The sequence below is a fragment of the Xanthomonas sp. NCPPB 3959 genome, from assembly GCF_056675575.1.
Map to the genome: position 1 here is coordinate 92,544 of NZ_JBWWVR010000008.1, position 23,312 is coordinate 115,855.

General features: G+C 65.1%; 21 protein-coding genes. 9 read left to right on the forward strand and 12 right to left on the reverse strand.

Annotated elements, in window-relative coordinates:
* The first annotated feature begins 48 nt into the window (after nt 1-48).
* Both AC1KVG_RS11070 and AC1KVG_RS11075 read left to right on the forward strand, forming a co-directional pair.
* On the forward strand, nt 49-480 hold the full coding sequence (locus tag AC1KVG_RS11070; protein ID WP_006449453.1) for a type II toxin-antitoxin system RatA family toxin: 432 nt from the start codon (nt 49-51) through the stop codon (nt 478-480).
* A 3-nt stretch (nt 481-483) separates the two neighbouring features.
* Nucleotides 484-759, forward strand: a complete 276-nt coding sequence (locus AC1KVG_RS11075) for an RnfH family protein (RefSeq protein WP_481094434.1) — start codon at nt 484-486, stop codon at nt 757-759.
* 277 nt (nt 760-1,036) lie between these two features.
* Here AC1KVG_RS11075 and AC1KVG_RS11080 read toward each other — a convergent pair whose 3' ends face one another.
* Entirely contained in the window at nt 1,037-1,432 is a 396-nt protein-coding gene (locus AC1KVG_RS11080; RefSeq protein WP_006449455.1) for an outer membrane protein assembly factor BamE, read from the reverse strand.
* 104 nt (nt 1,433-1,536) lie between these two features.
* On the opposite strand from AC1KVG_RS11080, the gene fur reads away from it, so the two are divergent.
* Nucleotides 1,537-1,947, forward strand: a complete 411-nt coding sequence (gene fur, locus AC1KVG_RS11085; protein ID WP_006449456.1) for a ferric iron uptake transcriptional regulator — start codon at nt 1,537-1,539, stop codon at nt 1,945-1,947.
* A gap of 110 nt (nt 1,948-2,057) precedes the next feature.
* On the opposite strand, the gene recN is transcribed toward fur, so the two are convergent.
* Nucleotides 2,058-3,722 (reverse strand): DNA repair protein RecN, encoded by a 1,665-nt coding sequence (gene recN, locus AC1KVG_RS11090; protein ID WP_043889748.1) that lies wholly within the window; start codon nt 3,720-3,722, stop codon nt 2,058-2,060.
* A gap of 116 nt (nt 3,723-3,838) precedes the next feature.
* Between recN and hrcA the strand changes: the two genes are divergently transcribed.
* The 6 genes from hrcA (at nt 3,839) to AC1KVG_RS11120 (ending at nt 11,222) form a co-directional block, all read left to right on the forward strand.
* Complete coding sequence (gene hrcA / locus AC1KVG_RS11095; RefSeq protein ID WP_481094435.1) at nt 3,839-4,891, forward strand: heat-inducible transcriptional repressor HrcA; 1,053 nt, start codon at nt 3,839-3,841, stop codon at nt 4,889-4,891.
* 101 nt (nt 4,892-4,992) lie between these two features.
* Nucleotides 4,993-5,511, forward strand: a complete 519-nt coding sequence (grpE, locus tag AC1KVG_RS11100) for a nucleotide exchange factor GrpE (protein WP_023903539.1) — start codon at nt 4,993-4,995, stop codon at nt 5,509-5,511.
* A gap of 141 nt (nt 5,512-5,652) precedes the next feature.
* Complete coding sequence (gene dnaK, locus AC1KVG_RS11105; protein WP_481094436.1) at nt 5,653-7,581, forward strand: molecular chaperone DnaK; 1,929 nt, start codon at nt 5,653-5,655, stop codon at nt 7,579-7,581.
* Between the two features lie 143 nt (nt 7,582-7,724).
* Entirely contained in the window at nt 7,725-8,855 is a 1,131-nt protein-coding gene (gene dnaJ / locus AC1KVG_RS11110) for a molecular chaperone DnaJ (protein ID WP_481094437.1), read from the forward strand.
* 334 nt (nt 8,856-9,189) lie between these two features.
* Complete coding sequence (gene pdxY, locus AC1KVG_RS11115) at nt 9,190-10,098, forward strand: pyridoxal kinase (RefSeq protein ID WP_481094438.1); 909 nt, start codon at nt 9,190-9,192, stop codon at nt 10,096-10,098.
* Nucleotides 10,095-11,222 (forward strand): prephenate dehydrogenase, encoded by a 1,128-nt coding sequence (locus tag AC1KVG_RS11120; protein WP_481094439.1) that lies wholly within the window; start codon nt 10,095-10,097, stop codon nt 11,220-11,222. The genes pdxY and AC1KVG_RS11120 overlap by 4 nt, the downstream gene beginning before the upstream one ends.
* 300 nt (nt 11,223-11,522) lie before the next feature.
* Here AC1KVG_RS11120 and AC1KVG_RS11125 read toward each other — a convergent pair whose 3' ends face one another.
* From AC1KVG_RS11125 to sucB, 10 genes are all read right to left on the reverse strand, one after another.
* On the reverse strand, nt 11,523-11,735 hold the full coding sequence (locus AC1KVG_RS11125) for a hypothetical protein (protein WP_481094440.1): 213 nt from the start codon (nt 11,733-11,735) through the stop codon (nt 11,523-11,525).
* A 143-nt stretch (nt 11,736-11,878) separates the two neighbouring features.
* A complete protein-coding gene (locus AC1KVG_RS11130) occupies nt 11,879-13,282 on the reverse strand; it encodes a TolC family protein (protein WP_481094441.1) in 1,404 nt (467 codons plus the stop codon).
* Nucleotides 13,279-14,364, reverse strand: a complete 1,086-nt coding sequence (locus AC1KVG_RS11135) for an efflux RND transporter periplasmic adaptor subunit (RefSeq protein ID WP_481094442.1) — start codon at nt 14,362-14,364, stop codon at nt 13,279-13,281. The genes AC1KVG_RS11130 and AC1KVG_RS11135 overlap by 4 nt, the downstream gene beginning before the upstream one ends.
* Nucleotides 14,348-16,036 (reverse strand): ATP-binding cassette domain-containing protein, encoded by a 1,689-nt coding sequence (locus AC1KVG_RS11140; RefSeq protein WP_006449467.1) that lies wholly within the window; start codon nt 16,034-16,036, stop codon nt 14,348-14,350. The genes AC1KVG_RS11135 and AC1KVG_RS11140 overlap by 17 nt, the downstream gene beginning before the upstream one ends.
* A gap of 88 nt (nt 16,037-16,124) precedes the next feature.
* Nucleotides 16,125-17,024 (reverse strand): hydrogen peroxide-inducible genes activator, encoded by a 900-nt coding sequence (locus AC1KVG_RS11145; protein WP_481094443.1) that lies wholly within the window; start codon nt 17,022-17,024, stop codon nt 16,125-16,127.
* Nucleotides 17,025-17,140: 116 nt separating this feature from the next.
* The gene (locus AC1KVG_RS11150) at nt 17,141-18,907 is read right to left on the reverse strand and encodes an ABC transporter transmembrane domain-containing protein (RefSeq protein WP_481094444.1); all 1,767 of its coding nucleotides are present in this window, start codon (nt 18,905-18,907) and stop codon (nt 17,141-17,143) included.
* The gene (locus AC1KVG_RS11155; RefSeq protein WP_481094445.1) at nt 18,904-19,506 is read right to left on the reverse strand and encodes an IMPACT family protein; all 603 of its coding nucleotides are present in this window, start codon (nt 19,504-19,506) and stop codon (nt 18,904-18,906) included. The genes AC1KVG_RS11150 and AC1KVG_RS11155 overlap by 4 nt, the downstream gene beginning before the upstream one ends.
* A 131-nt stretch (nt 19,507-19,637) precedes the next feature.
* Nucleotides 19,638-20,231 (reverse strand): LOG family protein, encoded by a 594-nt coding sequence (locus AC1KVG_RS11160; RefSeq protein ID WP_006449471.1) that lies wholly within the window; start codon nt 20,229-20,231, stop codon nt 19,638-19,640.
* 219 nt (nt 20,232-20,450) lie between these two features.
* Nucleotides 20,451-21,887 carry a dihydrolipoyl dehydrogenase gene (gene lpdA, locus AC1KVG_RS11165; protein ID WP_481094446.1) on the reverse strand — a complete coding sequence of 479 codons (1,437 nt, stop codon included), beginning with the start codon at nt 21,885-21,887 and terminating at the stop codon, nt 20,451-20,453.
* Between the two features lie 189 nt (nt 21,888-22,076).
* A complete protein-coding gene (gene sucB / locus AC1KVG_RS11170) occupies nt 22,077-23,288 on the reverse strand; it encodes a dihydrolipoyllysine-residue succinyltransferase (protein WP_183086828.1) in 1,212 nt (403 codons plus the stop codon).
* Nucleotides 23,289-23,312: the final 24 nt, after the last annotated feature.

A 23,312-nucleotide genomic window follows, 5' to 3' on the forward strand; every position in this document is an offset into this window, starting at 1 on the left:
GCCGATTCGGTGTCTTCAAACGATCTTCTGTCTTTCACAAGTTAGAGAATGCCTACCATCCGTCGCAGCGCACTGGTCGAACACAGCGCCACCCGCATGTTCGATCTGGTCAATGATGTCGCCGCTTATCCGCGCCGTTTCGGCTGGTGCGATGCTGCCCATGTGCTTGAGCAGGACCAGGCGCATATCGTGGCGCGCCTGGATCTGGGGCTGGGGTCGTTCCGCACCTGGTTCACCACCGAAAATCGGCTTGAGCGCCCGGAACGCATCGTCATGCATCTGCGCGACGGCCCGTTCAAGCGTCTGGAAGGCCTGTGGGAATTTCAGTCGCTCGGCGAAAACGCCTGCAAGGTCAGTTTGACGATGGAAGTGGAGACCAGCTCGCGGCTGCTGGGTCCGGCGCTGGCGCTGGGCTTTCAGGGGCTGGCCGATCGCATGGTCAACGATTTCGTGCGGGTCGCCGATCGCGGCGACGTGTAAGCCATGCAGGTCGAAGTGGTGCTGGCCTGGCCGGATCGCTACAGCTCGATGCAACTGGATCTGCCTGACGGCGCCACGGTAGCCGAGGCGATTGCCGCCTCTGGTCTGGCGGTGGATCAGTCAATCGCAGCACAGGCGATTCACGGGGTAATTGCGCGACCGGATCAGGTGCTGCGCGATGGCGACCGGGTCGAATTGCTCAGGCCGCTGTTGCTGGATCCGAAAGAGGCGCGTCGCCGCCGTGCCGGACCCAGCAAAAAAGCCGGCCCCAACGCCTAGTCGTTTGCCAGCGCTGCGACGCACGTGCGCGGTGCGGCACAGCGAACTCTTCCGGTAACTGTCCCGAGAAGCCGAACGTAGCCGTTGGTTCGGACAAGCGCCTGTGGACACGACGCAGCCGACAGAAAACGCGCAGTCGCTGTCAGGGCCCGCGCTGCGGTCCTTGATCGAACACGTCTTTCCGACCAGTCAAAACTAAAAAACGCATCCGTTCAAAGGGATGCGTTCTCTGGTCCTGCCAACACTCAGACGATCGCAAAATCGCCGAGCAGCCGCATCAACGGCCGCGCTGCTTCTTCTTGTCGCGCGCCAGATTGCGGCCGAACTGCTTGGGTGCCGACTTGGCGAGCTGCTCGTCCTGGGCCGGGAAATAATCGCCCTCCCAACGGGTAACCTGCTCGTTTTCGAAGTACACGACGAAGTTCTTGACCTCGGTGTGCGCCAGACGGTCTACGCGCTGGGTGGACGTGTAGTCCCAGCGCTGCGCATGGAACGGGTCGGGGATCGAAGGAGTGCCCAGCAACGCGCTGACCTGCTGCTTGCTCTGGCCGACCTGGAGTTGCTCCACGGCATTCTGTTTGATCAGATTGCCCTGGTAGATCGGCTGCTTGTAGATGATGCCGCAGCCAGCGGTGGAAAGAGCAACGGCGGCGACCAGCAGGAGATTGCGCATCGGGGATTAAGTGCTGAGGAAATCACGCCGATGATACACTCCCCCCGGTCGCCGCGACCCGTTTGAAGGCAGCTGGCGCTAAATCGCCAATGAACGGAGAACGTATGGAAACCCACGACCTGCGCAAAGTCGGGCTCAAGGTGACCCATCCGCGGATGCGGATACTGGAATTGCTCGAACAAAAGAGCAATCACCATCACCTCAGCGCAGAAGACATCTATCGCCAGCTACTCGACCACGGCGACGAAATCGGTCTGGCCACCGTGTATCGGGTGCTGACCCAGTTCGAGGCTGCCGGCCTGGTGCTGAAGCACAATTTCGAAGGCGGCCAGGCCGTCTATGAGCTGGATCGCGGTGGCCACCACGACCATATGGTCGATGTGGACACCGGCCACGTGATCGAGTTCGAAAGCGAAGAGATCGAGGCGTTGCAGCGCCAGATCGCCGCCCAGCACGGTTACGAGCTGGAAGAGCATTCGTTGGTGCTGTACGTGCGCAAGAAGCGCGTGCGCTAAACCCGGCGCGCAGCACGGCGGCAACGACAAGGCGGCTTCGGCCGCCTTGTGCGTTTGTAGACGGTAGCCGCCTCGACAACGCCGAACGTGTCGCCCGGCAATCCAGCCGATTACGCGCTCTGCAGCAGCTTGCGTGCGGCCGCGCGAGCCTCTTTGCTCACTTCCACGCCGCCCAGCATGCGCGCCAGTTCTTCCTGACGGGCCTGCGGGCCGAGCAGTTCGACCGCGCTCTGGGTCATGCCGTCCACCGGCGCCTTGCTGACCCGGTAATGGGCGTGGCCCTTGGCGGCGACCTGCGGCAAGTGGGTGACGCATAGCACCTGGCGCTCTTCGCCCAGAGCGCGCAGCTTTTGCCCGACGATGTCGGCTACCGCGCCGCCGATACCGGAATCGACTTCGTCGAAGACCATGGTCGGCACGCTGTCCAGCCCGAGTGCGGCGACTTCGATCGCCAGCGAAATCCGCGACAGCTCGCCGCCGGAGGCGACCTTGCGCAACGCGCGCGGCGGTTGCCCGGCATTGGCGGCGACCAGGAATTCCACCCGCTCGGCGCCGTTCGGGTCCGGGCGCAGGGTGTCCTGCGGCTGCAACTGGATCAGGAACTGCCCGCCGCCCATGCCCAGCTCGCCGATCAGCGTGGTGGTGGCGGCCGACAAGGAGTCTGCCGCGGTGGTACGGCTGGCGCTGAGGGCGGCGGCGGCGTTGCGCCAGACGTCGGTTGCGGTGGCGATGTGCTTGTCCAGCTGCTGCAGGCGTTCGTCTGCGCCGCGCAGGCTTTCCACTTCCTGGCTCATGCGGTCGCGCTGCGCGGCCAGTTCGTCCGGGGTCACGCGGTGCTTGCGCGCCAGATCGTGCAGACGGCCGAGCCGGCGTTCCATGGCTTCGAACTGGGCCGGGTCGGCATCCAGGTCGTCGCGTACGCGGTCGAGCAGGGCCAGCGCTTCGTCGATCTGGATTGCGGCACTGTCCAGCAGTGCGTCCACCTCCCCAAGGCGCGGCTCGTGTTCGGCGACGCGGGCCAGGTCGTGGCGGCTGCCTTGCAGCAGGCCCAGCGCCGATGCGCCATCGTCGCCGTTGAGCTGCTGGACGACGCTTTCACAGGCGCCGATCAGCGCGGTGGCGTGCGCCTGACGACGATGATTGACGTCCAGCGCGGCAATTGCGGCCGGGTCCAGGTCTTCGCGTTCGAGTTCGCCCAACTGGTGTTCGAGAAAGCCGATGCGGTCGGAGACGTCGCCCTGCGCCGAGAGCGCATCGCGCTCGTCCAGCAACGCCTGCCACTGCCGGCTTGCCTGGCGCACCTGTTCGCGCTGCGCGCTGTTGCGCGCATAGGCATCGAGCAGGGTGAGCTGGCTGTGGCGGGCCATCAAGGCCTGGTGCTCGTGCTGGCCGTGGATTTCCACCAGCCGTGACGCCAGCTCGGACAGTTGCGAAGAGGTGACCGGGCGGCCGTTGATCCAGGCGCGCGAGCCGCCATCGGCGCGGATGATGCGGCGCAGCTGGCATTGCGCGTCGTCGTCCAGCTCGTTGTCGGCCAGCCAGGTCAGGCCGGGGTGTTCGCTGGGCAGCTGGAATTCGGCCGAGAGCTCGGCGCGGTCGGCGCCGTGGCGCACCACGCCGCTGTCGGCGCGCAGGCCGGACAGAAAGCCCAGCGCATCCACCATCAGCGACTTGCCGGCGCCGGTTTCGCCGGAGACCACGGTCATGCCCGGCCCGAATTCCAGTTCGGTGGCGCGGACGACGGCGAAATCCTTGATGGAGAGGTGTCTTAGCATGGGATCGAGTGTGAACGCTTTGGGCAAGCTTAGGGTGGGAGGGGCGGCGAGGGAATGAGACCCTTGCCAATCACGGGGCCAGAGATTATCTATGCCCAGTCTCACCGGATGATCCCATGCGCGCGTCACAGTCCCCAACGCTCGACCCCCGCGCACGCCAGTTGCTACGGACGCTGATTGCCCGCTACATCCGCGACGGCGAGCCGGTGGGCTCCAAGACGCTGGCCCAGCATGCGGGGCTGGATGTCAGCCCGGCTACCATCCGCAATATTCTGGCCGACCTGGAAGATGTGGGGCTGCTCAGCTCTCCGCATACCTCGGCCGGGCGTATTCCTACCGCACACGGCTACCGCGTGTTCGTCGATAGCCTGGTGCAGATGCAGCCGCCGGGCGAGGAAGAAGTGCGCCGCCTGCGCGCCGAGCTTGCCAGCGGCAACGGGACTCAATCGTTGCTGGGCAGCGCCTCGCAGATGCTGTCGGCGATGAGCCACTTCGTCGGCGTGGTCAGCGCGCCGCGGCGCGAGCAGTTCGCCTTCCGGCATATCGACTTCGTGCCGCTGGATGCGCGGCGGGTACTGGCGATTCTGGTGTTTGCCGACAACGAGGTGCAGAACCGGGTGATCGAGCCGCGCCGCGCCTACGAGCCCGCCGAGCTGGAGCGGGTGGCCAATTACCTCAATGCGCAGTTTGCCGGGCGCGCGCTATCGGATATCCGCGCCTCGCTGCTGCGCGAGCTGCGCGTGGCCAAGAACGAGATGGAGCAGCTGCTGGCGCACAGCGTGGATCTGGCCAACGAGGCGCTGGTGCCGGCCGAGGCGGACGACATGGTGATGGCCGGGCAGACCCGGCTGATGGGTGTGCAGGACCTGTCCGACCTGGATCGCCTGCGCGAGCTGTTCGAAGCCTTCGCCAGCAAGCGCGAGATACTGCAGCTGCTCGAGCGCACCATCCAGGCCCCTGGCGTGCGCATCTTCATCGGCGAGGAGACCGGCATGGTGTCGCTGGAAGACGTCTCGCTGGTCACCGCACCGTATGCCGCCAATGGCCAGGTGCTGGGCGTGCTGGGGGTGATCGGGCCCAAACGCATGGCCTACGACCGCCTGATTCCGCTGGTGCAGACCGCCGCCCAGGTGCTGGGCGCGGCCATGGAACCGCCCGCATCGCGATAACCGGAGTCGATCGGGGCAATCGTTTTGCTTGAAACGCGCGCAGGCGCCCACATACGGGGTGACGTTGGGGCGGGCGTTCCGCCGGCCCGGGAACTGTGCACATGAACCAAGACCACTCCGAATTCGACTCCGAAGACCTGTCCCAGAACCCACCCGAGACCGATCCGCTCAAGGCCGAGATCGAATCGCTGCGCAGCGAGATCGCGCTGGTCAAGGCCGACGCCCTGCGCGAGCGCGCCGATCTGGAAAACCAGCGCAAGCGCATCGCCCGCGATGTCGACAATGCACGCAAGTTCGCCAACGAGAAGCTGCTGGGCGAGCTGCTGCCGGTGTTCGACAGCCTGGATGCGGGCCTGACCGCCGCCGGCAGCCAGCCCAGCCCGCTGCGCGACGGTCTGGACATGACCTACAAGCAGTTGCTCAAGGTCGCTGCGGACAATGGTTTGACCCTGCTAGATCCGGTCGGCCAGCCGTTCAACCCGGACCAGCACCAGGCGATCAGCCAGGGCGAGGCCGAGGGCATCGCACCGGGCCACGTGGTGCAGGTGTTCCAGAAAGGCTATCTGCTCAACGATCGCCTGCTGCGCCCGGCCCTGGTGGTCGTGGCCAAGCACGACTGAAGGCTGCTGCCGGCTGAACTGGCCGGCGCGGACGCGGAACGCAGATTCGTACAGGTGGCTTGAACACCTGCGCACCACCCCCACATCTCAGCCAGACCCGGCGTCGCCGGAAACAGCTACAGAATCATCAGGAGCGTATCCATGGGCAAGATCATTGGTATTGACCTCGGCACCACGAACTCGTGCGTGTCGATCATGGACGGCGGCAAGGCCCGCGTCATCGAAAATTCCGAGGGCGATCGCACCACGCCTTCGATCGTCGCCTACACCAAGGACGGCGAAGTGCTGGTCGGTGCCTCGGCCAAGCGCCAGGCGGTCACCAACCCGAAGAACACCTTCTACGCGGTGAAGCGCCTGATCGGCCGCAAGTTCACCGACGCCGAAGTGCAGAAGGACATCTCGCACGTGCCGTACGGCATCCTCGCCCACGACAATGGCGATGCCTGGGTGCAGACCAGCGATGGCAAGCGTATGGCGCCGCAGGAAATCTCTGCGCGCGTGCTGGAAAAGATGAAGAAGACCGCCGAGGATTTCCTGGGCGAGAAGGTCACCGAGGCCGTGATCACGGTGCCGGCGTACTTCAACGACAGCCAGCGTCAGGCCACCAAGGACGCCGGCCGCATCGCCGGTCTGGACGTCAAGCGCATCATCAACGAGCCGACCGCTGCAGCCCTGGCCTATGGCCTGGACAAGAACGGCGGCGACCGCAAGATTGCCGTGTACGACCTGGGCGGCGGCACCTTCGACGTGTCGATCATCGAAATCGCCGAAGTCGATGGCGAAAAGCAGTTCGAAGTGCTGGCCACCAATGGCGACACCTTCCTCGGCGGCGAAGACTTCGACAACCGCGTCATCGAGTATCTGGTCGACGAATTCAACAAGGATCAGGGCATCGATCTGCGTAAGGATCCGTTGGCGCTGCAGCGCCTGAAAGATGCCGCAGAGCGCGCCAAGATCGAGCTGTCGACCAGCCAGCAGACCGAAGTGAACCTGCCATACGTCACCGCCGATGCCTCGGGCCCGAAGCACCTCAACATCAAGTTGACCCGTGCCAAGCTCGAAGCGCTGGTGGAAGACCTGGTCAAGAAGTCGATCGAGCCGTGCCGCACCGCGTTGAACGACGCCGGCCTGCGTGCCAGCGACGTCAATGAGGTGATCCTGGTCGGCGGTCAGACCCGTATGCCGAAGGTGCAGCAGGCGGTTGCCGATTTCTTCGGCAAGGAACCGCGCAAGGACGTCAACCCGGACGAAGCCGTGGCCGTGGGCGCTGCGATCCAGGGCGGCGTGCTGGCCGGCGACGTCAAGGACGTACTGCTGCTGGACGTGACCCCGCTGTCGCTGGGTATTGAAACCATGGGCGGCGTGTTCACCAAGATCATCGAAAAGAACACCACCATCCCGACCAAGGCCTCGCAGACCTTCTCCACCGCCGAAGACAACCAGTCGGCCGTGACCGTGCACGTGTTGCAGGGTGAGCGCGAGCAGGCCCGCTTCAACAAGTCGCTGGCCAAGTTCGACCTGTCCGGCATCGAGCCGGCGCCGCGCGGCATGCCGCAGGTGGAGGTGTCCTTCGACATCGACGCCAACGGCATCCTGCACGTGTCGGCCAAGGACAAGAAGACCAACAAGGAACAGAAGGTCGAGATCAAGGCCGGTTCGGGCCTGTCGGACGAAGAGATCCAGCGCATGGTCGCCGACGCGGAAGCCAACCGCGAAGAAGACAAGAAGTTCCAGGAGCTGGTGCAGACCCGCAACCAGGCCGATGGCCTGATCCACGCCACCCGCACCGCGATCACCGAGCATGGCAGCAAGGTTGGCGGCGATGTGATCGGCAAGGTGGAAGCGGCGCTGTCGGATCTGGAAAAGGCCATGAAGGGCGACGACAAGGCGCAGATCGAAGCGCGCAGCAAGACCTTGGAAGAAGCTGGCCAGTCGCTGTACGCGGCAGCCGCCGCGGCAGAGCAGGGCGGCAACGCCGATGCAGCCAGCGGCAATGCGCAGGCGTCCAAGGCGGCCGATGACGTGGTGGACGCCGAGTTCACCGAGGTCAAGGACGACAAGAAGGCGTGAGTGGGGAATAGGGAATCGAGAATGGGAGGAGCGGTGCTACGGCATCGCTCCTTCCCGTTGTCTGACCCTTCCACTTTCGATTGCGATTTACTGAGGATGTGCGCTTTGAACGATTCCCGTCTCCCGATTCCCGATTCCCTGTCATGAGCAAACGCGATTACTACGAAGTGCTGGGCGTTGCCCGTGGCGCCAGCGACGAGGAGCTGAAGAAGGCGTATCGGCGCTGTGCGATGAAGTATCACCCGGACCGTAATCCTGGCGATGCCGCGGCCGAGGCGACCTTCAAGGACTGCAAGGAAGCCTACGAAGTGTTGTCGGACGGCAACAAGCGCCGCGCCTACGATGCGCATGGCCACGCTGCGTTCGAGCACGGCATGGGCGGTGGTGGCGGTGGGCCGGGTGGCCCGGACATGGGAGATATCTTTGGCGATATCTTCGGCAATATTTTCGGCGGTGGCGCCGCTGGTCCGCGCGCTGCGCGACGTGGCGCCGACGTCGGTTACGTGCTGGAACTGGATCTGGAAGAAGCCGTCGCCGGCATCGAGCGACGCATCGAGATTCCAACCCTGATCGAATGCGATCCCTGCCACGGCAGCGGGTCGGAAGACGGCAAGGTGGAGGTGTGCGGTACCTGTCACGGACGTGGCCAGGTGCGCATCCAGCGCGGCATCTTTGCAATGCAGCAGAGCTGCCCGCATTGCGATGGGCGTGGCACGCTGATCCAGAATCCGTGCAAGGTCTGCCACGGCGCCGGCCGTGTGGAAGAAGACAAGGTGCTGTCGATCAAGGTGCCTGCCGGTGTGGATACCGGCGACCGCATCCGTCTGGCAGGCGAGGGCGAAGCCGGCCCCGCCGGTACACCGCCGGGCGATCTGTATGTGGAAGTGCGCGTGCGCGAGCATGCGATCTTCCAGCGCGATGGCGACGACCTGCATTGCGAAGTGCCGATCCGCATTTCGCAGGCGGCGCTCGGCGACACCGTGCGTGTGGCAACGCTGGGGGGCGAGGCAGAAATCCGTATTCCGGCCGAGACCCAGACCGGTAAGCTGTTCCGTCTGCGCGGCAAGGGCGTGCGTTCGGTGCGTAGTCGCACCGAAGGCGATCTGTACTGCCGCGTGGTGGTCGAAACGCCGGTCAATCTGACCGCCGATCAGCGCGAGTTGCTGCAGCAGTTCGAGTCCACCTTTACCGGTGAGGATGCACGCAAGCATTCGCCCAAGTCGGCCACGTTCATCGATGGCGTCAAGGGGTTCTGGGATCGGATGACGTCCTGAGGCCGGGAGTCGGGAGTCGGGATTGGGGAATCGTAAGGGCGGTGTGGCCCGGCCTGCCGGGGTAGTGCGCCAGTGTGGCGATTCGGGATTCGTGGGAGCGGATGCCCGCTTCCGAATGCCCGGAGACCTGCACGGCTGAGCGAGGTTCTCCCTATGAATGCCGGCCCTAGGGGCCGGCATTTACGTTTGTGCGGCGGGAGCCCACAGAGGTAAGGGCGATAGCGACTGCTGCCAGCGCACAGACCGATCTGGCGGCGGTGCGCGCAGTGGCGAGCGGACGACGGTCGCATCGATCGACGCTGGGCGCGCGGTGGCGCTGGCGTAAAATGCGGCGATGAACAATGCCCCCGACAGCCACCTCGTCCACGGTCGCCGCCAGCGCCCGGATGGTCCTTCGCCGATCGATGTGATCTCGGTGCAATCGCAACTGGTCTATGGGCATGCCGGCAACAGCGCGGCAGTGCCGCCGTTGCGCGCGCTCGGGCTACGGGTGGCGGAAGTGCCCACCACGCTGCTGAGCAATGCGCCGTTTTACGCCACCTTGCGCGGGCGCATTCTGCCGGCCGATTGGCTGGCCGATCTGTTGCTGGGTGCGAGCGAACGTGGGCTGCCGCAACGCGCGCGCATCCTGGTATCGGGCTATTTCGGCAGTCTGGCCAATGGCGAAGTCTTTGCCGACTGGCTGGAGCAGACCTTGCCGCAGGCGCCGCAGCTGCGTTATTGCCTGGATCCGGTCATCGGCGACACGCACACCGGCCCGTATGTCGAACCCGGACTGGAACGCGTATTCGCCGAGCGGCTATTGCCGCATGCCTGGCTGGTGACGCCGAATGCCTTCGAGCTTGGGCGATTGACCGGTTTGCCGAGTCTGGAACAGGACGATGCCATCGTCGCCGCGCGTGCATTGCTGGCACGCGGCCCGCAATGGGTGCTTGCGCACAGCGTGGCCGGCGCGGCCGGCGAGCTGGTGACGTTGGCGGTCAGCAATGCGGCGGTGTATCGCTGGGCCACACCGCATTTGCCGGTGGATGTGGCCGGCACCGGCGATGTGCTGATGGCGTTGCTGATCGGTTTCCTGTTGCGCGATGTGCCGTTCGAGCAGGCAGTGGGGCATGCGCTCAGCGGTGTGCATAGCGCATTGGAAGCGACACTGGCTGCAGGCTTTGAGGAGTTCGATGTGTTGGCCGCCGCTCCGGCCGCGCTGGCGGGTGCACCGCGCTTTGCCGTCGAGCGCTTGGCATGATCGCGCAGCCGGTGATCGGCATTGTCGGCATCGCCGGCGCTTACGGTCGCTGGCTGGCGCAGTTTCTGCGCACGCGCATGCAGCTGGAGGTGATCGGCTTCGATCCGGCCGAGGTCGGCGGCATGGACGAGGCTACCCTGGCACAGCGTGCGGATGTGCTGATTTTTTCCGCGCCGATTCGCCATACCGCTGCGTTGATCGAGCGCTATGTCGAACTCGCTGGGCGCCGCGCGACGTTGCAGCTGTGGATGGATGTCACCTCGATCAAGCAGGCGCCGGTGGCCGCCATGCTGGCCTCGCAGGCTGAGGTCGTCGGCCTGCATCCGATGACCGCACCGCCCAAGTCGCCGACCTTGAAGGGGCGGGTGATGGTGGTTTGCGAGGCGCGTTTGCAGCGTTGGTCTACGTGGGTGCAGACGCTCTATAGCGCGCTGCAGGCCGAGTGCGTGTACGCCAGCCCCGAGCACCATGACCGTGTGATGGCCCTGGTGCAGGCAATGGTGCACGCCACCCATCTGGCGCAGGCCGGCACCTTGCGCGACTACGCGCCGCTGCTCGGCGAACTGCGCGCGCTGATGCCGTATCGCTCGGCCTCGTTCGAGCTGGATACTGCAGTGATCGCGCGCATTCTCTCGCTCAATCCGTCGATCTACGAAGACATCCAGTTCGGTAATCCGTACGTGGGCGAGATGCTCGATCGCCTGCTGCTGCAACTACAGGAATTGCGCACCCTGGTCGCGCAAGGCGACGACGCCGCGCGTATGCAATTTCGCAGTCGATTTCTGGACGACAACGCACAGGCACTGCAAAGCGCGTCGCTTGCAGCGGGCAACTACACCTATGAGCGCGTGGGTTATCTGTTGGCCGATCTCACCGAGCCGCTGACCTTGAGCGTTTATCTGCCGGAAGATCAACCCGGTTCGCTGCGCGCACTGCTGCACGTGTTCGAGCAGCATGGGGTGAATCTGTCGTCGATCCACTCCTCGCGCACGCCGGTGGGCGAGCTGCATTTCCGGATCGGCTTCGAGCCGAACAGCGATCGTGCGGCGTTGGCGCACGCTGCCAGCGAGATCGATCGCAGCGGGATCGGGCGTGTGCTGGAGCGCTCCGATCGCGTTGGGTAGTGTGGGGTAGCGGTAGTGCAGGGTAGGCGTGCGGTGGTTGGCCGGTGTCGATGTGGTAGCAGGCTGCAGATGTGTCAGCAGCAACTACGTGCTGTTTGACTGCAGCCGTAGGCGAGGAGTCGACGTCGCGAGTGATTGTCGCTTGGTTGATTGGCGCTTGGCGCAATGCCGCGCACCCACAACATACATTTCATCCACACAGGGTGTGGATGAAATCTGCACAAGCATGTGGATAACTGCGCGCAGCCATTGCGCTGCAACGGCTGCGGCTTGGGTGGTCAAAAAATGACCAGTGCCATCTCAGGACGTCGAAAGCCGCAACTCGCCACCCTGGGTGACGAAGCGTTGGCCTTGCCGTTGCAGGTGGCGGCCATCGGGAAGTTCGTAACGTGGCGCAGCGTGCGCGTTCGTGCGGGATTGCTGCGCGTCGGGGGATTCGAGCTCGTCGCGGAATTCGATGATGACGTAAGACTCGCCATCTGCACCGACTGCGGGAAATTGCCGAAAAGACATACGCACCTCCGAAAGATTCCAAGGTCGCAGTGCGAACCGCCAGGGACCGCACGACCGGCGCCGGGCCGGTGGAGGCGAGCATGCGCAGGCACGTGTTACCCGGGCGTCATTGCGCGATGCGGAAAAGTTCGAACGACGCCGGCTCAACGACTCAGCTGCAATGCATCCCGATCAGCCGTGGCCGCTGCCAGCTCCGCGCGGGCCGAGGCAATCCGCGCCTGTGCATCGATCAAACGCACGCGTGCGTCGTTGGCGGTTTCTTCGCGCTGATTGACCAGGAAGAAGTCGCCCGATCCCAACTCGAAGCGGCGCCGCTCGGCGGCAGCGAGACGGTCGGCCAGGCTGCGTTCTTCGTCGGCGATCTTGGCCAGGCGCTCGGCGGCGTTGAGCGAGATGACCACCGACTCGACCTCCACCGAGATCTGGTCGCGCAGGTAACGGCTGCGTTGATCCAGCGCTTCGATCTCGGCGCGCGCTTCGGCAACGCGGCCCTTGGCGGCACGGTTTTCCAACGGCACGCTGAAACGGAAGCCGATGATGGCATCGGTGGGCGAGCGGTTCGGGCCACCCACACCGGGTTCGCCCAGATCCTTGCTGACTTCCAGGCTCACATCCAGGCGCGGTTTCAGGTCGTTCTGCGCCAGCATCAGCCGCGCGGTGGCCTGGTCGATGCGGGTCAGCACGGCGCGGTAATCTGGGCGCTCCACCGGTGCGGTGATCTTGCTGGCGCCGGCCAGGCCTTCCAGTGCGGAGGTATCGGCCGGCAGGCGCTCGCTGGAGACGATCAGTGGCATGCCGGTGTCGTCGCGCAGATACAGCGACAAGGCATTGGCCGCATTGGCGAAGTCCTGCTCCGAACGCACCACCAGCGCACGTCGGCGTACCAGGTTCTGGTCGTTTTCGGTCAGCAGGATGGTCGGCCGCGCGCCCAGCGTCACCTGCCGCGAAATCGCGTTGCGGCGTTGCTCGGCCAGTTGCAGCAGGTCGTTGTACGCGCGCAGTTTCAGGCCCGCAGCGACCCAGCTCTGGTACGCGTCCACCGCGCGTCGCTGCACGCCAATGGCCACCATTTCGGCTTCGTACTGGGCGACATTGATGTCGGCGCTGGCAACGCTGCGCTTGGTGCGGCGCTCGTCGACCACGCGATCGCGCAGCAGCGCATACAGCGCGCCCACTTTCACTTCGCCGCCGCGGTCGGTGTATGACTTGTCTTCGTAGACCGGGAACGAACCACGCGAAGAGCGGTAACCGCCGTAGTAATAGCCGCCGTTGTTATCGAACGGCCGCTTGACCGTGCTTTCGATCGCGCTGCCGTCGTAATAGCCAGCCTCGCGCGAACGGCCGTCGATATCGAACACGGTATCGAACGCGCCATCGGCCGAGATGCCCTTGCCTTCGGCCTGACGGACCTTGGCCAGCGATTCGACAATCTGCGGCGCAGATCGGGCCGAGGACCGCAGCACTTCGTCCAGGGTCAGCGCAGTGGTTTGGGCCGCCGCCGCGCCCGGCGCGAACGCGATCAGCAAGAAGACAAGACGGCGGATCATTTTTTGCCGGTCTCGTCGTCTTCGGCCTTGGACGCTGCCTGTTTGGCTTTGCCCTCATCCTGCGTCGCCGCTGCCGGGCGCCGGCCGAATTCTAGCGGGAAGTTGTTGAGCTGGCGCCACAATTCGTAGCCGACCTTCACCGTTTCGCCCTGCACCCAGCCGCGCACCTTGCCGCCCTGGCGGGCGAACTCGCGCGCCGGCCAGGCCGGCTTGCCCGGCTGCGGTTCGACCAGGATGCGGAACAAGCCATCGGGCGCGGCGTTGGGGTCGATCGCGCGCACGCGGCCGTCGAACATGCCATGCGCCACCGACGGCCAGCCGCTGAACTGGATCGCCGGCCAGCCTTCGAACTCCAGCCGCACCGGGCGGCCGGGGCGGATCAACGGCACGTCGCGGCCGTCGATGTACAGCTCGACCGCGCGCTCCACCCGCTCCGGCGCGATCACCGCCAGCACCGTGCCGGGCGAGACCATCGCGCTGCCGCTGGCGGCGTTGAGCTGCTGCACGCGGCCGTCGCGCGGTGCGCGCACCAATTGCGCGGACTGACGATTCAACTGGATATCGATGCGGGTCAGCTTGGCACGCGATTCGGCCAGCTTGGCGTCGGCCTCGGCGACCTTGATCTGGGTCAGCTCGAAGTCGCGGCGGCCGGCCAGCCCTTCGGCGAGCAATTGCCTGCTACGTGCCACGTCGATGCTGGCAACCGCGCGCGATTGCTGGATCGCGGCGATTTCGGCCTGCACCTGCGCACGTTCGCTGGCCAGGCGAGTGAGCAGGTCCGGATCCAGATCGCCGACGCGCGCGATCGGATCGCCGCGCGAGACATGCTGGCCGTCGTGCACATACCAACGCTCGACCCGGCCGGGCACGAAGGCGGTGACCTGTTGCTGGCGGTCGCCCGGATCCAGCGCCACCACCTGGCCCTTGCCGCTGGCGGTCTGCACCCACGGCGCCAGCGCCAGGATCGCGCTGGCAATGGCAATGCCGATCAGCAGCATCCATGCCAGCGCCTTGGCGATGCTGGGTGGGCGCATCGCCGCCAGGGTGGGGAAGTGCGTGTTGCGATCAGGAGCGTGCTGCATCGTTCGCCTCCTGCGTCGATGCGATCAATTCGGCGCGCGTGGCGAAGCGCTGCTGCCGCTCGGGTTGCAGGTGGAACCAGCCATCCAGGGTGATGTCTTCCGGCCTGCCGGTGCACAGCAGCACCGTGGTGCCGGCCTCTTTCAGGCGACGCAAGACATCGGTCAGCCGATCGGCGGGAATCAGATCGTACAACTGCGCCAGCATCAGCACGCGCGGGCGCACCAGCAGCGCATTGGCCAGCTTCAACGCCATCACTTCGCCGATCCACAACGGGTAGCCCGATGCGGCCAGGCGCGTATCCAGACCGTGCGGAAGTGCGGCGATGCGGCTGCGCAGCCCCACCGCATCGATCGCTTCCAGCATCGCTTCGGAGGTTACATCGGCAGACGCCAGCGCCAGATATTCGCGGATGGTGACCTCGACAATGGTCGGCCGGTCGAGCACCGTCACTTCCGAGCGCAGCAGATACATGTCGAAAGTGGCCATGTCTGCGCCGCCCACCATCACCAGCCCACGATCGGGCACCACGTGGCGCTTGAGGATCATCGCCAACAGCCGCTCCGCACCGCCATCGGCGATCGTCACCAGCTGCTCGCCAGCGGCCAGCGAAAAATCGAAACGTGCGCCGTCGATCACCACGCCATCCAGGCGCACCGCGCTGTTGCCGGGCGTTTTGCCGCGCGCAACCACGGCGCGTTCCTGCGGGATTGCAAACAGCAGCGACAGCTCTTCCGAGCTCGCCACCAGGTCGTAAAACGCGTCCAGATAACCACCGAGTTGCGAGATGCCGTAAAAGACCGCGCTGAGGATCAGTTCGGCCGCGACCAGCTGGCCGATCGACAGCTCGCCGCGCAGGATCAGGTTGCCGCCCAGCGCCAGCAACGCTGCGCTGGCTACCGCGTAGACCAGCAAAAACGCCACCGTCTGCGTGAAGCTGTAGCGGAAATGGCGCCGGTGCCGGTCGACATAAGCTGCAGTGACGGCTTCGGAGCGGTCCATCGCGAAATTGAGATGGCGGCTGGATTTATAGAAACCGTTCGAGCCGCCGACACTTTCCAGCCAGCGTGCGGCCTCGTGCTTGGCATGGCTCAGATCGACCGCGGTGCGGATCGAACCGCGCGACCAGATCATCCAGATGCCGAAGATGACCAGCAGCAACAATGCGTTGAAGCCGAGGAAAAACGGATGGTAGAAACTGGTGAGTATCAGCCCGACCGCCGATTGCAGCACGATGGTGAAAGCGCCGATCGCCAGACTGGGCACGGCTTTCTGCACCACCACCAGATCGAAGTAACGATTGAACATGTCGCCGCGGTTCTGATCGGCGAAGAACGGATTTTGCGCATGCACCGCGCGCACCGTGATCTCCGAGACCACGCGCGCAAACAGGCGGCGCTCGAACAGCGCCATGACCCACACCCGCATCGCGCTCAGGCCGGCCACCAGCAGCAACAGCCCCAGTAGCAGGCTCGACAGCGTCCACAGCGGCGCGGGCAGCGCGGTGTTGGCTACGCTGTTGATCAGCAACTGCACCGAGATCGGCGTGGCCAGCGACAGCAGGCTGATCGCCACGCCATACACCATGGCCAGACGCACATACGGCATGTCCGGCCCGACGATCTCCGCCAGCCAGGCTCCCGCTTCCCGCCATCCGATCTGCTTGCCCGCCATTCGATTTCCGTTGATGAGTTCAATGAAGCATTGACGAGTTGCAGGTAACGAACAAGGCCGCAGCGCTTATTTGACGCATAGGATTTTCCTATGCGGCCACCGCACGCAGCAGATCGGCGATCAACCCGAAGGCCGGCGCGCGTCCTGCGCCTTGCCGCCACAACAGCCCGATCTCCCTATAGTAGCGTCCGCCTTTGATCGGCCGAACGACGACGTCGTCGCCCTCGCGGATTTCCTGGCGCACATACAGGTCTGGCAATAGTGCAAGACCCATGCCCATCCCTGCCATCTGACGGATCGCATCCAGGCTGGTGCCTTCGTAATCGCGCAGGACGGTGGCGCCGACGTCCATGGCAATCGCGGCAATCTGTTCGGCCAGGCGGTATTCCGGCATCAGGGTCAGCAGATTGGCGCCGCGCAGATCGACCGGTGTGATGAAGGTTTTGGCACGCAACGGGTGATCGGCGGCCATGGTCACGTGCAGCGGTTCGCGAAACAGCCGCTCGCTATGCAGGCCGCGCCCGGCGACCGGCAATTGCGCAAGGATCACGTCATGCAGACCGCTGGCCAGGCCTGCGGCCAGCACCGTCGGCAAGCCTTCGCGCACATGCACGCGCAGCGCAGGGTGCTCGCGGTGCAGGCGCGCGACCAGGCTAGGCATCAAATACGCGCCGAGCGTGGGCGACACGCCGAGCCGGATGGTGCCGATCAGCGTGTCGGCCGAGGTGGCGCGCACTTCTTCCAGGTCGGTGATGTCGAGCAGGATGCTGCGCGCGCGGTCGAGCAGATCGCGTCCCAGCGGTGTCAATATCGCCGGCACGCCGCGTTCGAACAGCGCTGCACCGATGATGGTTTCGAAGGCGCGAATCTGCTGCGACAGCGAGGGTTGCGACACGCCCATCTGCTCGGCGGCGCGGGTGAAGCTTCCGGTGTCGGCGAGCGCGACGAAATAACTGAGCTGGCGAATGGTGGTTCTAGGGCGGGGCATGCGTCACTTCGTTACCGTCACAGCGTTACTTCGGGAGTGCTCGGAGCGCACCACCGGCAATGCGCCGGTGAGCGAAACGTACCGCCATGTCACTCAGGCAACAGCGCATCCAGGCGTCACTGATCGATGAACTGTAGCCGCGCCAGCTCTGCATACAGGCCGCCTTCGGCAATCAATTGCGCATGCGTGCCCTGCGCAACGATGCGGCCGGCATCCATCACAACGATGCGGTCGGCCTTGAGCACGGTGGCCAGGCGATGGGCGATGACCAGCGTGGTGCGGCCTTCCATCAACCGGTCCAGCGCTTGCTGCACGGCACGCTCGCTCTGCGCGTCCAGTGCGCTGGTGGCCTCGTCCAGCAGCAGGATCGGCGCGTCCTTGAGCAATGCACGCGCGATCGCCACACGCTGCTGCTGGCCGCCGGACAGGCGTGCGCCGCGTTCGCCCAGTTCGCTGGCATAGCCCTGCGGCAGGGCGCGGATGAAGACATCGGCTTCGGCGGCAACGGCAGCGGCTTCCACTTGCGCATCGCTCGCTTCCAGGCGCCCATAACGGATGTTGTCGGCAGCGCTTGCGGCAAACAGCGTGGGTTGCTGCGGCACCAAGGCAATGCGTTCGCGCAGCAGCACCGGATCGGTGTCGCGCAGATCCACATCGTCGATGCGCAGCTTGCCGCTGACCGGGTCGTGGAAACGCAGCAACATCGACAGCACCGTGCTCTTGCCGGCACCGGAGGGCCCGACCAGCGCCACGGTTTCGCCCGGAAGGACATGCAGATCGAAGTGATCCAGGGCAGGCGCATCGGGGCGCTGCGGATAATGAAACACCACCTGATCGAAATGGATCGCGCCGCGCAGCGGCTGCGGCAATGGCTGCGGCGTGGCCGGTGCGAGGATGGCCGGTTGCTCGTCGAGCAATTCGCCAACGCGGCCCATGCCGCCGGCCGCGCGCTGCAACTCGTTCCAGACCTCGGCCAATGCGCCGACCGAACCACCGCCGATCAACGCGTACAACACGAATTGCCCCAGCGTACCGGGCGTCATGCGCCCGCCGATCACATCGTGCGCACCCAGCCACAGCACCCCGACGATCGCCCCGAAGATCAGCATGATCGCCACCGCAGTCACGGTGGCCTGGGTGCGGATGCGCAGCCGCGCGGTTTCGATCGCCGCCAACAAGGCCTGGCTGAAACGGTGGCTTTCGTAGCCTTCGCGCGCATGCGCCTGCACGGTGCGCACGGCGCCCAGCGTTTCGGCGGCCAGCGTGTTGGCGTCGGCCACACGGTCCTGGCTCGCGCGCGAGATCTTCTGCAGGCGGCGTGCGCCCAGCACGATCGGCAGCACCGCCAGCGGGATGCCGATCAGCGTGAACCCGGCCAGCCGCGGGCTGGTGACGAACAGCATCACCATGCTGCCGATCACCGTTACCGAGCTGCGCAAGGCTACCGACATGGTGGTGCCGATCACCCCACGCAGCAGCTCGCTGTCGGCCGACAGGCGCGAGACCAGCTCGCCGCTGCGGCTGCGATCATGAAAGCCCGCGTCCAGCCCGATCAGATGCGCATACAACCGGCCGCGCAGATCGGCGACGACTTTTTCGCCTAGCAACGCGACGAAGTAAAAGCGCGCGGCCGTGGCCAATGCCAGCACCACCGCCACCGCAAACAACAGCGCGAAGGCCTGATTGATCTGCGAACCGCCGGAGAAACCGTGGTCGATCATCTGCTTGACCGCTGCCGGTAGGCTCAGCGTGGCGGCCGAAGACACTGCCAGCGCGATCAGCCAGGCGGCGAACAACCCGCGCTGGCGTTGTACGAACGGCCACAAGGTGCGCAGGCTGCCGAGCTTCCGCAATGGGTTGGGCCTGGCGGCTGGCTGGTTCATGCGGCTTCCGGTGTTAAGAGGTGGACACGGTTGCGAGTGGCGTCGCACAGGCGGGTTTTCAAGCCGGCCAGTTGATCGGCAGGCAATTGCACGCGTAGCGCGGCGCCATTGGCGTCGAAATGTTCATCCAGCTTGTCGGCATGGAACGCACTCAGTGCGGCATGCACCAGGCCCAGGTCGTCGAACTGGCACTGCAGTTCGAGCAGCGACAACGCGATCAATGGCTGTCGTGTCGCCAGCCGCAGGCATTCGGCCGCCGCGCCGCCGTAGGCGCGTACCAGCCCACCGGCGCCCAGTTTGATGCCGCCGTACCAGCGTGTGACCACCACCACGACGCGATCAAAGCCCTGACCATCGATGGCGGCCAGGATCGGCCGCCCGGCAGTGCCGCTAGGCTCGCCGTCGTCGCTGGAGCGGTACTCCTGCCCAAACCGGTACGCCCAGCAGTTGTGGGTGGCATCTGCAACAGACACGCGCTGCACGATCTCCAGCGCATGCGCAGGAGCATCCAATGCAGCAGCGTTGGCCAGAAAGCGACTGTGCTTGATGTCCAGGCTGTGGTGCGCGTCAGCGGCAAGGGTATCGAGCATCGTCGCCATTCTATGCGAGCCGGTGATGCCTATCGCTGCGGCCAGTGTGACTACGGTTGCAAGCTGGCAGCTTGCGCGCACATGCGGTTGCACGGCGCACCTCGTGCAGCCCGATCACATCGGTCAAGGACAGCAGTCGATTACACCAGTGTGGAGCGGCGCTTCTCGTCGATCCACTTGGATGCCTGCGCCGGCGTGTAGTGCTGCATCCACTCCAGCATCTGCGCCAGATCGTTGCCGTACCACAGGTCGGTGCGCTGGTCCGGATGCAGGAAGCGCTCTTCGACCATGCGATCGATCATGCCGATCAGCGGTGCGTAAAAGCCCTCGATATCCAGAAACGCGCAGGGCTTGTTGCCGATGCCAAGCTGGCGCCAGGTCAGCATCTCGAAGATCTCTTCCATGGTGCCGAAGCCGCCGGGCAGGGCGACGAAGGCATCGGACAGCTCGAACATGCGCATCTTGCGCTCATGCATGGAGCCGACGATTTCCAGCGTGGTCAGCCCGCGATGCGCCACTTCCCAATCGGCCAACTGCTGCGGAATCACCCCGGTGACTTCGCCGCCCGCCGCCAGCACCGCATTGGCCACCGTGCCCATCAGGCCCACGTTGCCGCCGCCATAGACCAGGCGCAAGCCCTGCTCGGCGATGCGCTGACCCAGCGCGGTGGCGCGCTCGGCGTAGGCGGGTTTGTTGCCGGCATTGGAACCGCAGTAGACGCAGATGGATTTCATGGGATTCGGGAGTTGATTGGGGATTGGTTGAAGCGAGGGCGGCGTTGCGCTGATTGCACGTGGTGCTGTCGGCACAGGCCCGCGCTGATGTGTCTGAAGTTCTTGCCAGGCTTGAAAAACATAACGCCGGGTTTTCACCCGGCGCCATGTCATTGCCGGAAGGGGTCGGGACCGGGAGCCGCCGTTGCGAATCCCCAATCCCGAATCCACCACTCCCGATCAGTTCGCCTTATGAATCGCGCGCTTGCTCACTGCCATTGCGGCATCGTGGATCGCTTCGGACAGCGTCGGGTGCGCATGGCAGATGCGGGCCAGATCGTCGGCCGAGCCGTTGAACTCCATTGTCAGCACACCTTCGTGCACCAGCTCGGACACGCCCACGCCCACCAGGTGCATGCCCAGCACGCGGTCGGTTTCGGCATCGGCGATCACCTTGACGAAGCCGGCCGGCTCGCCCATGGCCACCGCACGGCCGATCGCCGCGAACGGGAAGCTGCCGGCCTTGTAGGCGACGCCCTCGGCCTTCAACTGCTGCTCGGTCTTGCCGACCCAGGCAATCTCCGGCTCGGTGTAGATGACCCACGGAATGGTGTCGAAGTTGACGTGACCGGGCAGGCCGGCGATCAGTTCGGCCACCGAAATGCCTTCCTCGAAGCCCTTGTGCGCCAGCATCGGGCCGCGCACGCAGTCGCCGACCGCCCACACGCCATCGACGCCGGTGTGGCAATGCGCGTCCACTTCGATCTGGCCACGCTCGTTGAGCTTGACGCCAGTACCGTCGGCCAGCAGGTTCTTGGTCGCAGCCTTGCGGCCCACTGCCACCAGCAACTTGTCCACGGTGAGGGTCTGTTCGCCAGCGCCGTCGGTGTAGCTGACCACCACCTGCTTGGCATCGCCGCTGCCGGTGATTTCGGTCTTGCTGACCTTGGCGCCGAGCTTGATATCCAGGCCCTGCTTCTTGAATTCCTTCAGTGCGGTCTTTGCCACTTCGGCATCGGCCAGGGCCAGGAAGTCAGGCAGCGCTTCGAGGATCGTGACCTCGGCGCCCAGACGCTTCCACACGCTGCCCAGTTCCAGGCCGATCACGCCGGCGCCGATCACTGCCATGCGCTTGGGCACGGCGGTGAAGTCCAGGCCGCCGACGTTGTCGACGATGGTGTCGCCTTCGAACTTGGCGAACGGCAGCTCGATCGACTCCGAGCCCGGGGCCAGGATCACGTTGGTGCCCTTGAGCTCGATCTCGCCGCCTTCGTGCTGGGCGACCTTGACGATGTTGCCCGGCAGCAGCTGGCCGAAGCCGTAGTACGGGGTGATCTTGTTCGCCTTGAACAGCATCGCGATGCCGCCGGTGAACTGCTTCACGATCTTGTCCTTGCGGCCGATCATGGTGGGCACGTCCATCTTGGCGTCGTTGAAGCTGATGCCGTGGTCGCCGAACAGATGGCCCATGTTCCAGAACTGGCGCGAGGAATCCAGCAGCGCCTTGGACGGAATGCAGCCCACGCGCAGGCAGGTACCGCCAAGGGCGGGCTTGCCGTCCTTGCCGAGTGCCGCGTCGATGCAGGCGACCTTCATGCCCAGCTGGGCCGCACGGATGGCGGCGTGATAACCGGCCGGACCGGCACCGATGACGACGACGTCGTAGTTTTCAGCCATTTCTAAAGTCCTTTGCCTTTCCCTTCTCCCGTCGGGAGAAGGTGGCGCGTAGCGCCGGATGAGGGTGCGGCGGAGCGGAGATGGCGCTGCCGACTGGTGCTGCTTGGGTTTGGGGCGGACACCGTGCGATGCAAGTGCGGCCGTCCCCTCAAACCAACCCCCCTCCCGATGGGAGAGGGGCTGCAAGGCTTACAGGCCGAACAACATCCGGCCCGGGTTTTCCAGCTGGTTCTTGATGTCCACCAGGAACTGCACCGAATCCTTGCCGTCGATGATGCGGTGGTCGTAGGACAGCGCCAGATACATCATCGGCGCGATCACGACCTGGCCGTTCTCGGCGATCGGACGTTCCTTGATCGCGTGCATGCCCAGGATGGCGCTCTGCGGCGGGTTGATGATCGGGGTGGACAGCAGCGAGCCGAAGGTGCCGCCGTTGGTGATGGTGAAGGTACCGCCCTGCAGGTCGTCCAGGCCCAGCTTGCCGGCGCGCGCCTTGGCGGCGTAGTCGGCGATGCCCTGTTCCACTTCAGCGAACGACTGGCGCTCGACGTTACGCAACACCGGCGTGACCAGGCCCTTCTCGGTCGATACCGCGATCGAGATGTCGCTGTAGCCGTGATAGATGATGTCGTCGCCGTCGATCGAGGCATTGACCAGCGGGAAGCGCTGCAGCGCGTTGGCAGCGGCCTTAACGAAGAAGCTCATGAAACCGAGCTTGATGCCGTGCGCCTTCTGGAATTCGTCCTGTAGCTCCTTGCGCGCGGCCGACACCTTGGCGAGATTGACCTCGTTGAAGGTGGTCAGCATCGCGGTGGAGTTCTTGGACTCCATCAGGCGCTTGGCGATGGTCTTGCGCACGCGGGTCATCGCCACGCGCTCTTCCGGACGGGCGCCAGAGGCCTTGCCCACGCCGCCGGCCTTGGCGAAATTGACGATGTCTTCCTTGGTCACCGCGCCGCGACGGCCGGTGCCGTCGACCTGTGCCGGATCCACGCCCTGGGTGATCGCAGCAAAACGCGCACCCGGGGGCAGGGCATCGGCAGACGACTTGGACGCAGCTGCAGGTGCAGCGGCGGCAGCTGCCGGAGCGGCGGCCGGCGCAGCAGCGGCCGGTGCCGGTGCCTCAGCCTTCTTCTCGTCGGCCGGTGCGGCCGCAGCCACAGCGCCTTCTTCGATGATCGCCAGAATCTGGTTGCTGGTGACCGTGCTGCCGGCTTCGAACTTGATTTCCTTCAGCACGCCGTCGACGGGCGAAGGAACTTCCAACACGACCTTGTCGGTTTCCAGGTCGACCAGATTCTCGTCGCGCTTGACCGCTTCGCCGGCCTTCTTGTGCCAGCTGGCGATGGTGGCGTCGGAAACGGATTCGGGCAGTACCGGAACTTTGACTTCGGTGGCCATTCGGGGAGCGTCCTAGTGTGTGCG

Bases quoted from the DNA above. Each gene is read 5' to 3' on its own strand.
- AC1KVG_RS11150 (WP_481094444.1), bottom strand. From the start codon at position 18,907: ATGAACCAGCCAGCCGCCAGGCCCAACCCATTGCGGAAGCTCGGCAGC.
- AC1KVG_RS11075 (WP_481094434.1), top strand. From the start codon at position 484: ATGCAGGTCGAAGTGGTGCTGGCCTGGCCGGATCGCTACAGCTCGATG.
- AC1KVG_RS11135 (WP_481094442.1), bottom strand. From the start codon at position 14,364: ATGCAGCACGCTCCTGATCGCAACACGCACTTCCCCACCCTGGCGGCG.
- pdxY (WP_481094438.1), top strand. From the start codon at position 9,190: ATGAACAATGCCCCCGACAGCCACCTCGTCCACGGTCGCCGCCAGCGC.
- recN (WP_043889748.1), bottom strand. From the start codon at position 3,722: ATGCTAAGACACCTCTCCATCAAGGATTTCGCCGTCGTCCGCGCCACC.
- dnaJ (WP_481094437.1), top strand. From the start codon at position 7,725: ATGAGCAAACGCGATTACTACGAAGTGCTGGGCGTTGCCCGTGGCGCC.
- grpE (WP_023903539.1), top strand. From the start codon at position 4,993: ATGAACCAAGACCACTCCGAATTCGACTCCGAAGACCTGTCCCAGAAC.
- AC1KVG_RS11125 (WP_481094440.1), bottom strand. From the start codon at position 11,735: ATGTCTTTTCGGCAATTTCCCGCAGTCGGTGCAGATGGCGAGTCTTAC.
- fur (WP_006449456.1), top strand. From the start codon at position 1,537: ATGGAAACCCACGACCTGCGCAAAGTCGGGCTCAAGGTGACCCATCCG.
- hrcA (WP_481094435.1), top strand. From the start codon at position 3,839: ATGCGCGCGTCACAGTCCCCAACGCTCGACCCCCGCGCACGCCAGTTG.
- AC1KVG_RS11080 (WP_006449455.1), bottom strand. From the start codon at position 1,432: ATGCGCAATCTCCTGCTGGTCGCCGCCGTTGCTCTTTCCACCGCTGGC.
- AC1KVG_RS11070 (WP_006449453.1), top strand. From the start codon at position 49: ATGCCTACCATCCGTCGCAGCGCACTGGTCGAACACAGCGCCACCCGC.
- AC1KVG_RS11140 (WP_006449467.1), bottom strand. From the start codon at position 16,036: ATGGCGGGCAAGCAGATCGGATGGCGGGAAGCGGGAGCCTGGCTGGCG.
- AC1KVG_RS11155 (WP_481094445.1), bottom strand. From the start codon at position 19,506: ATGGCGACGATGCTCGATACCCTTGCCGCTGACGCGCACCACAGCCTG.
- AC1KVG_RS11160 (WP_006449471.1), bottom strand. From the start codon at position 20,231: ATGAAATCCATCTGCGTCTACTGCGGTTCCAATGCCGGCAACAAACCC.
- dnaK (WP_481094436.1), top strand. From the start codon at position 5,653: ATGGGCAAGATCATTGGTATTGACCTCGGCACCACGAACTCGTGCGTG.
- lpdA (WP_481094446.1), bottom strand. From the start codon at position 21,887: ATGGCTGAAAACTACGACGTCGTCGTCATCGGTGCCGGTCCGGCCGGT.
- AC1KVG_RS11145 (WP_481094443.1), bottom strand. From the start codon at position 17,024: ATGCCCCGCCCTAGAACCACCATTCGCCAGCTCAGTTATTTCGTCGCG.
- sucB (WP_183086828.1), bottom strand. From the start codon at position 23,288: ATGGCCACCGAAGTCAAAGTTCCGGTACTGCCCGAATCCGTTTCCGAC.
- AC1KVG_RS11130 (WP_481094441.1), bottom strand. From the start codon at position 13,282: ATGATCCGCCGTCTTGTCTTCTTGCTGATCGCGTTCGCGCCGGGCGCG.
- AC1KVG_RS11120 (WP_481094439.1), top strand. From the start codon at position 10,095: ATGATCGCGCAGCCGGTGATCGGCATTGTCGGCATCGCCGGCGCTTAC.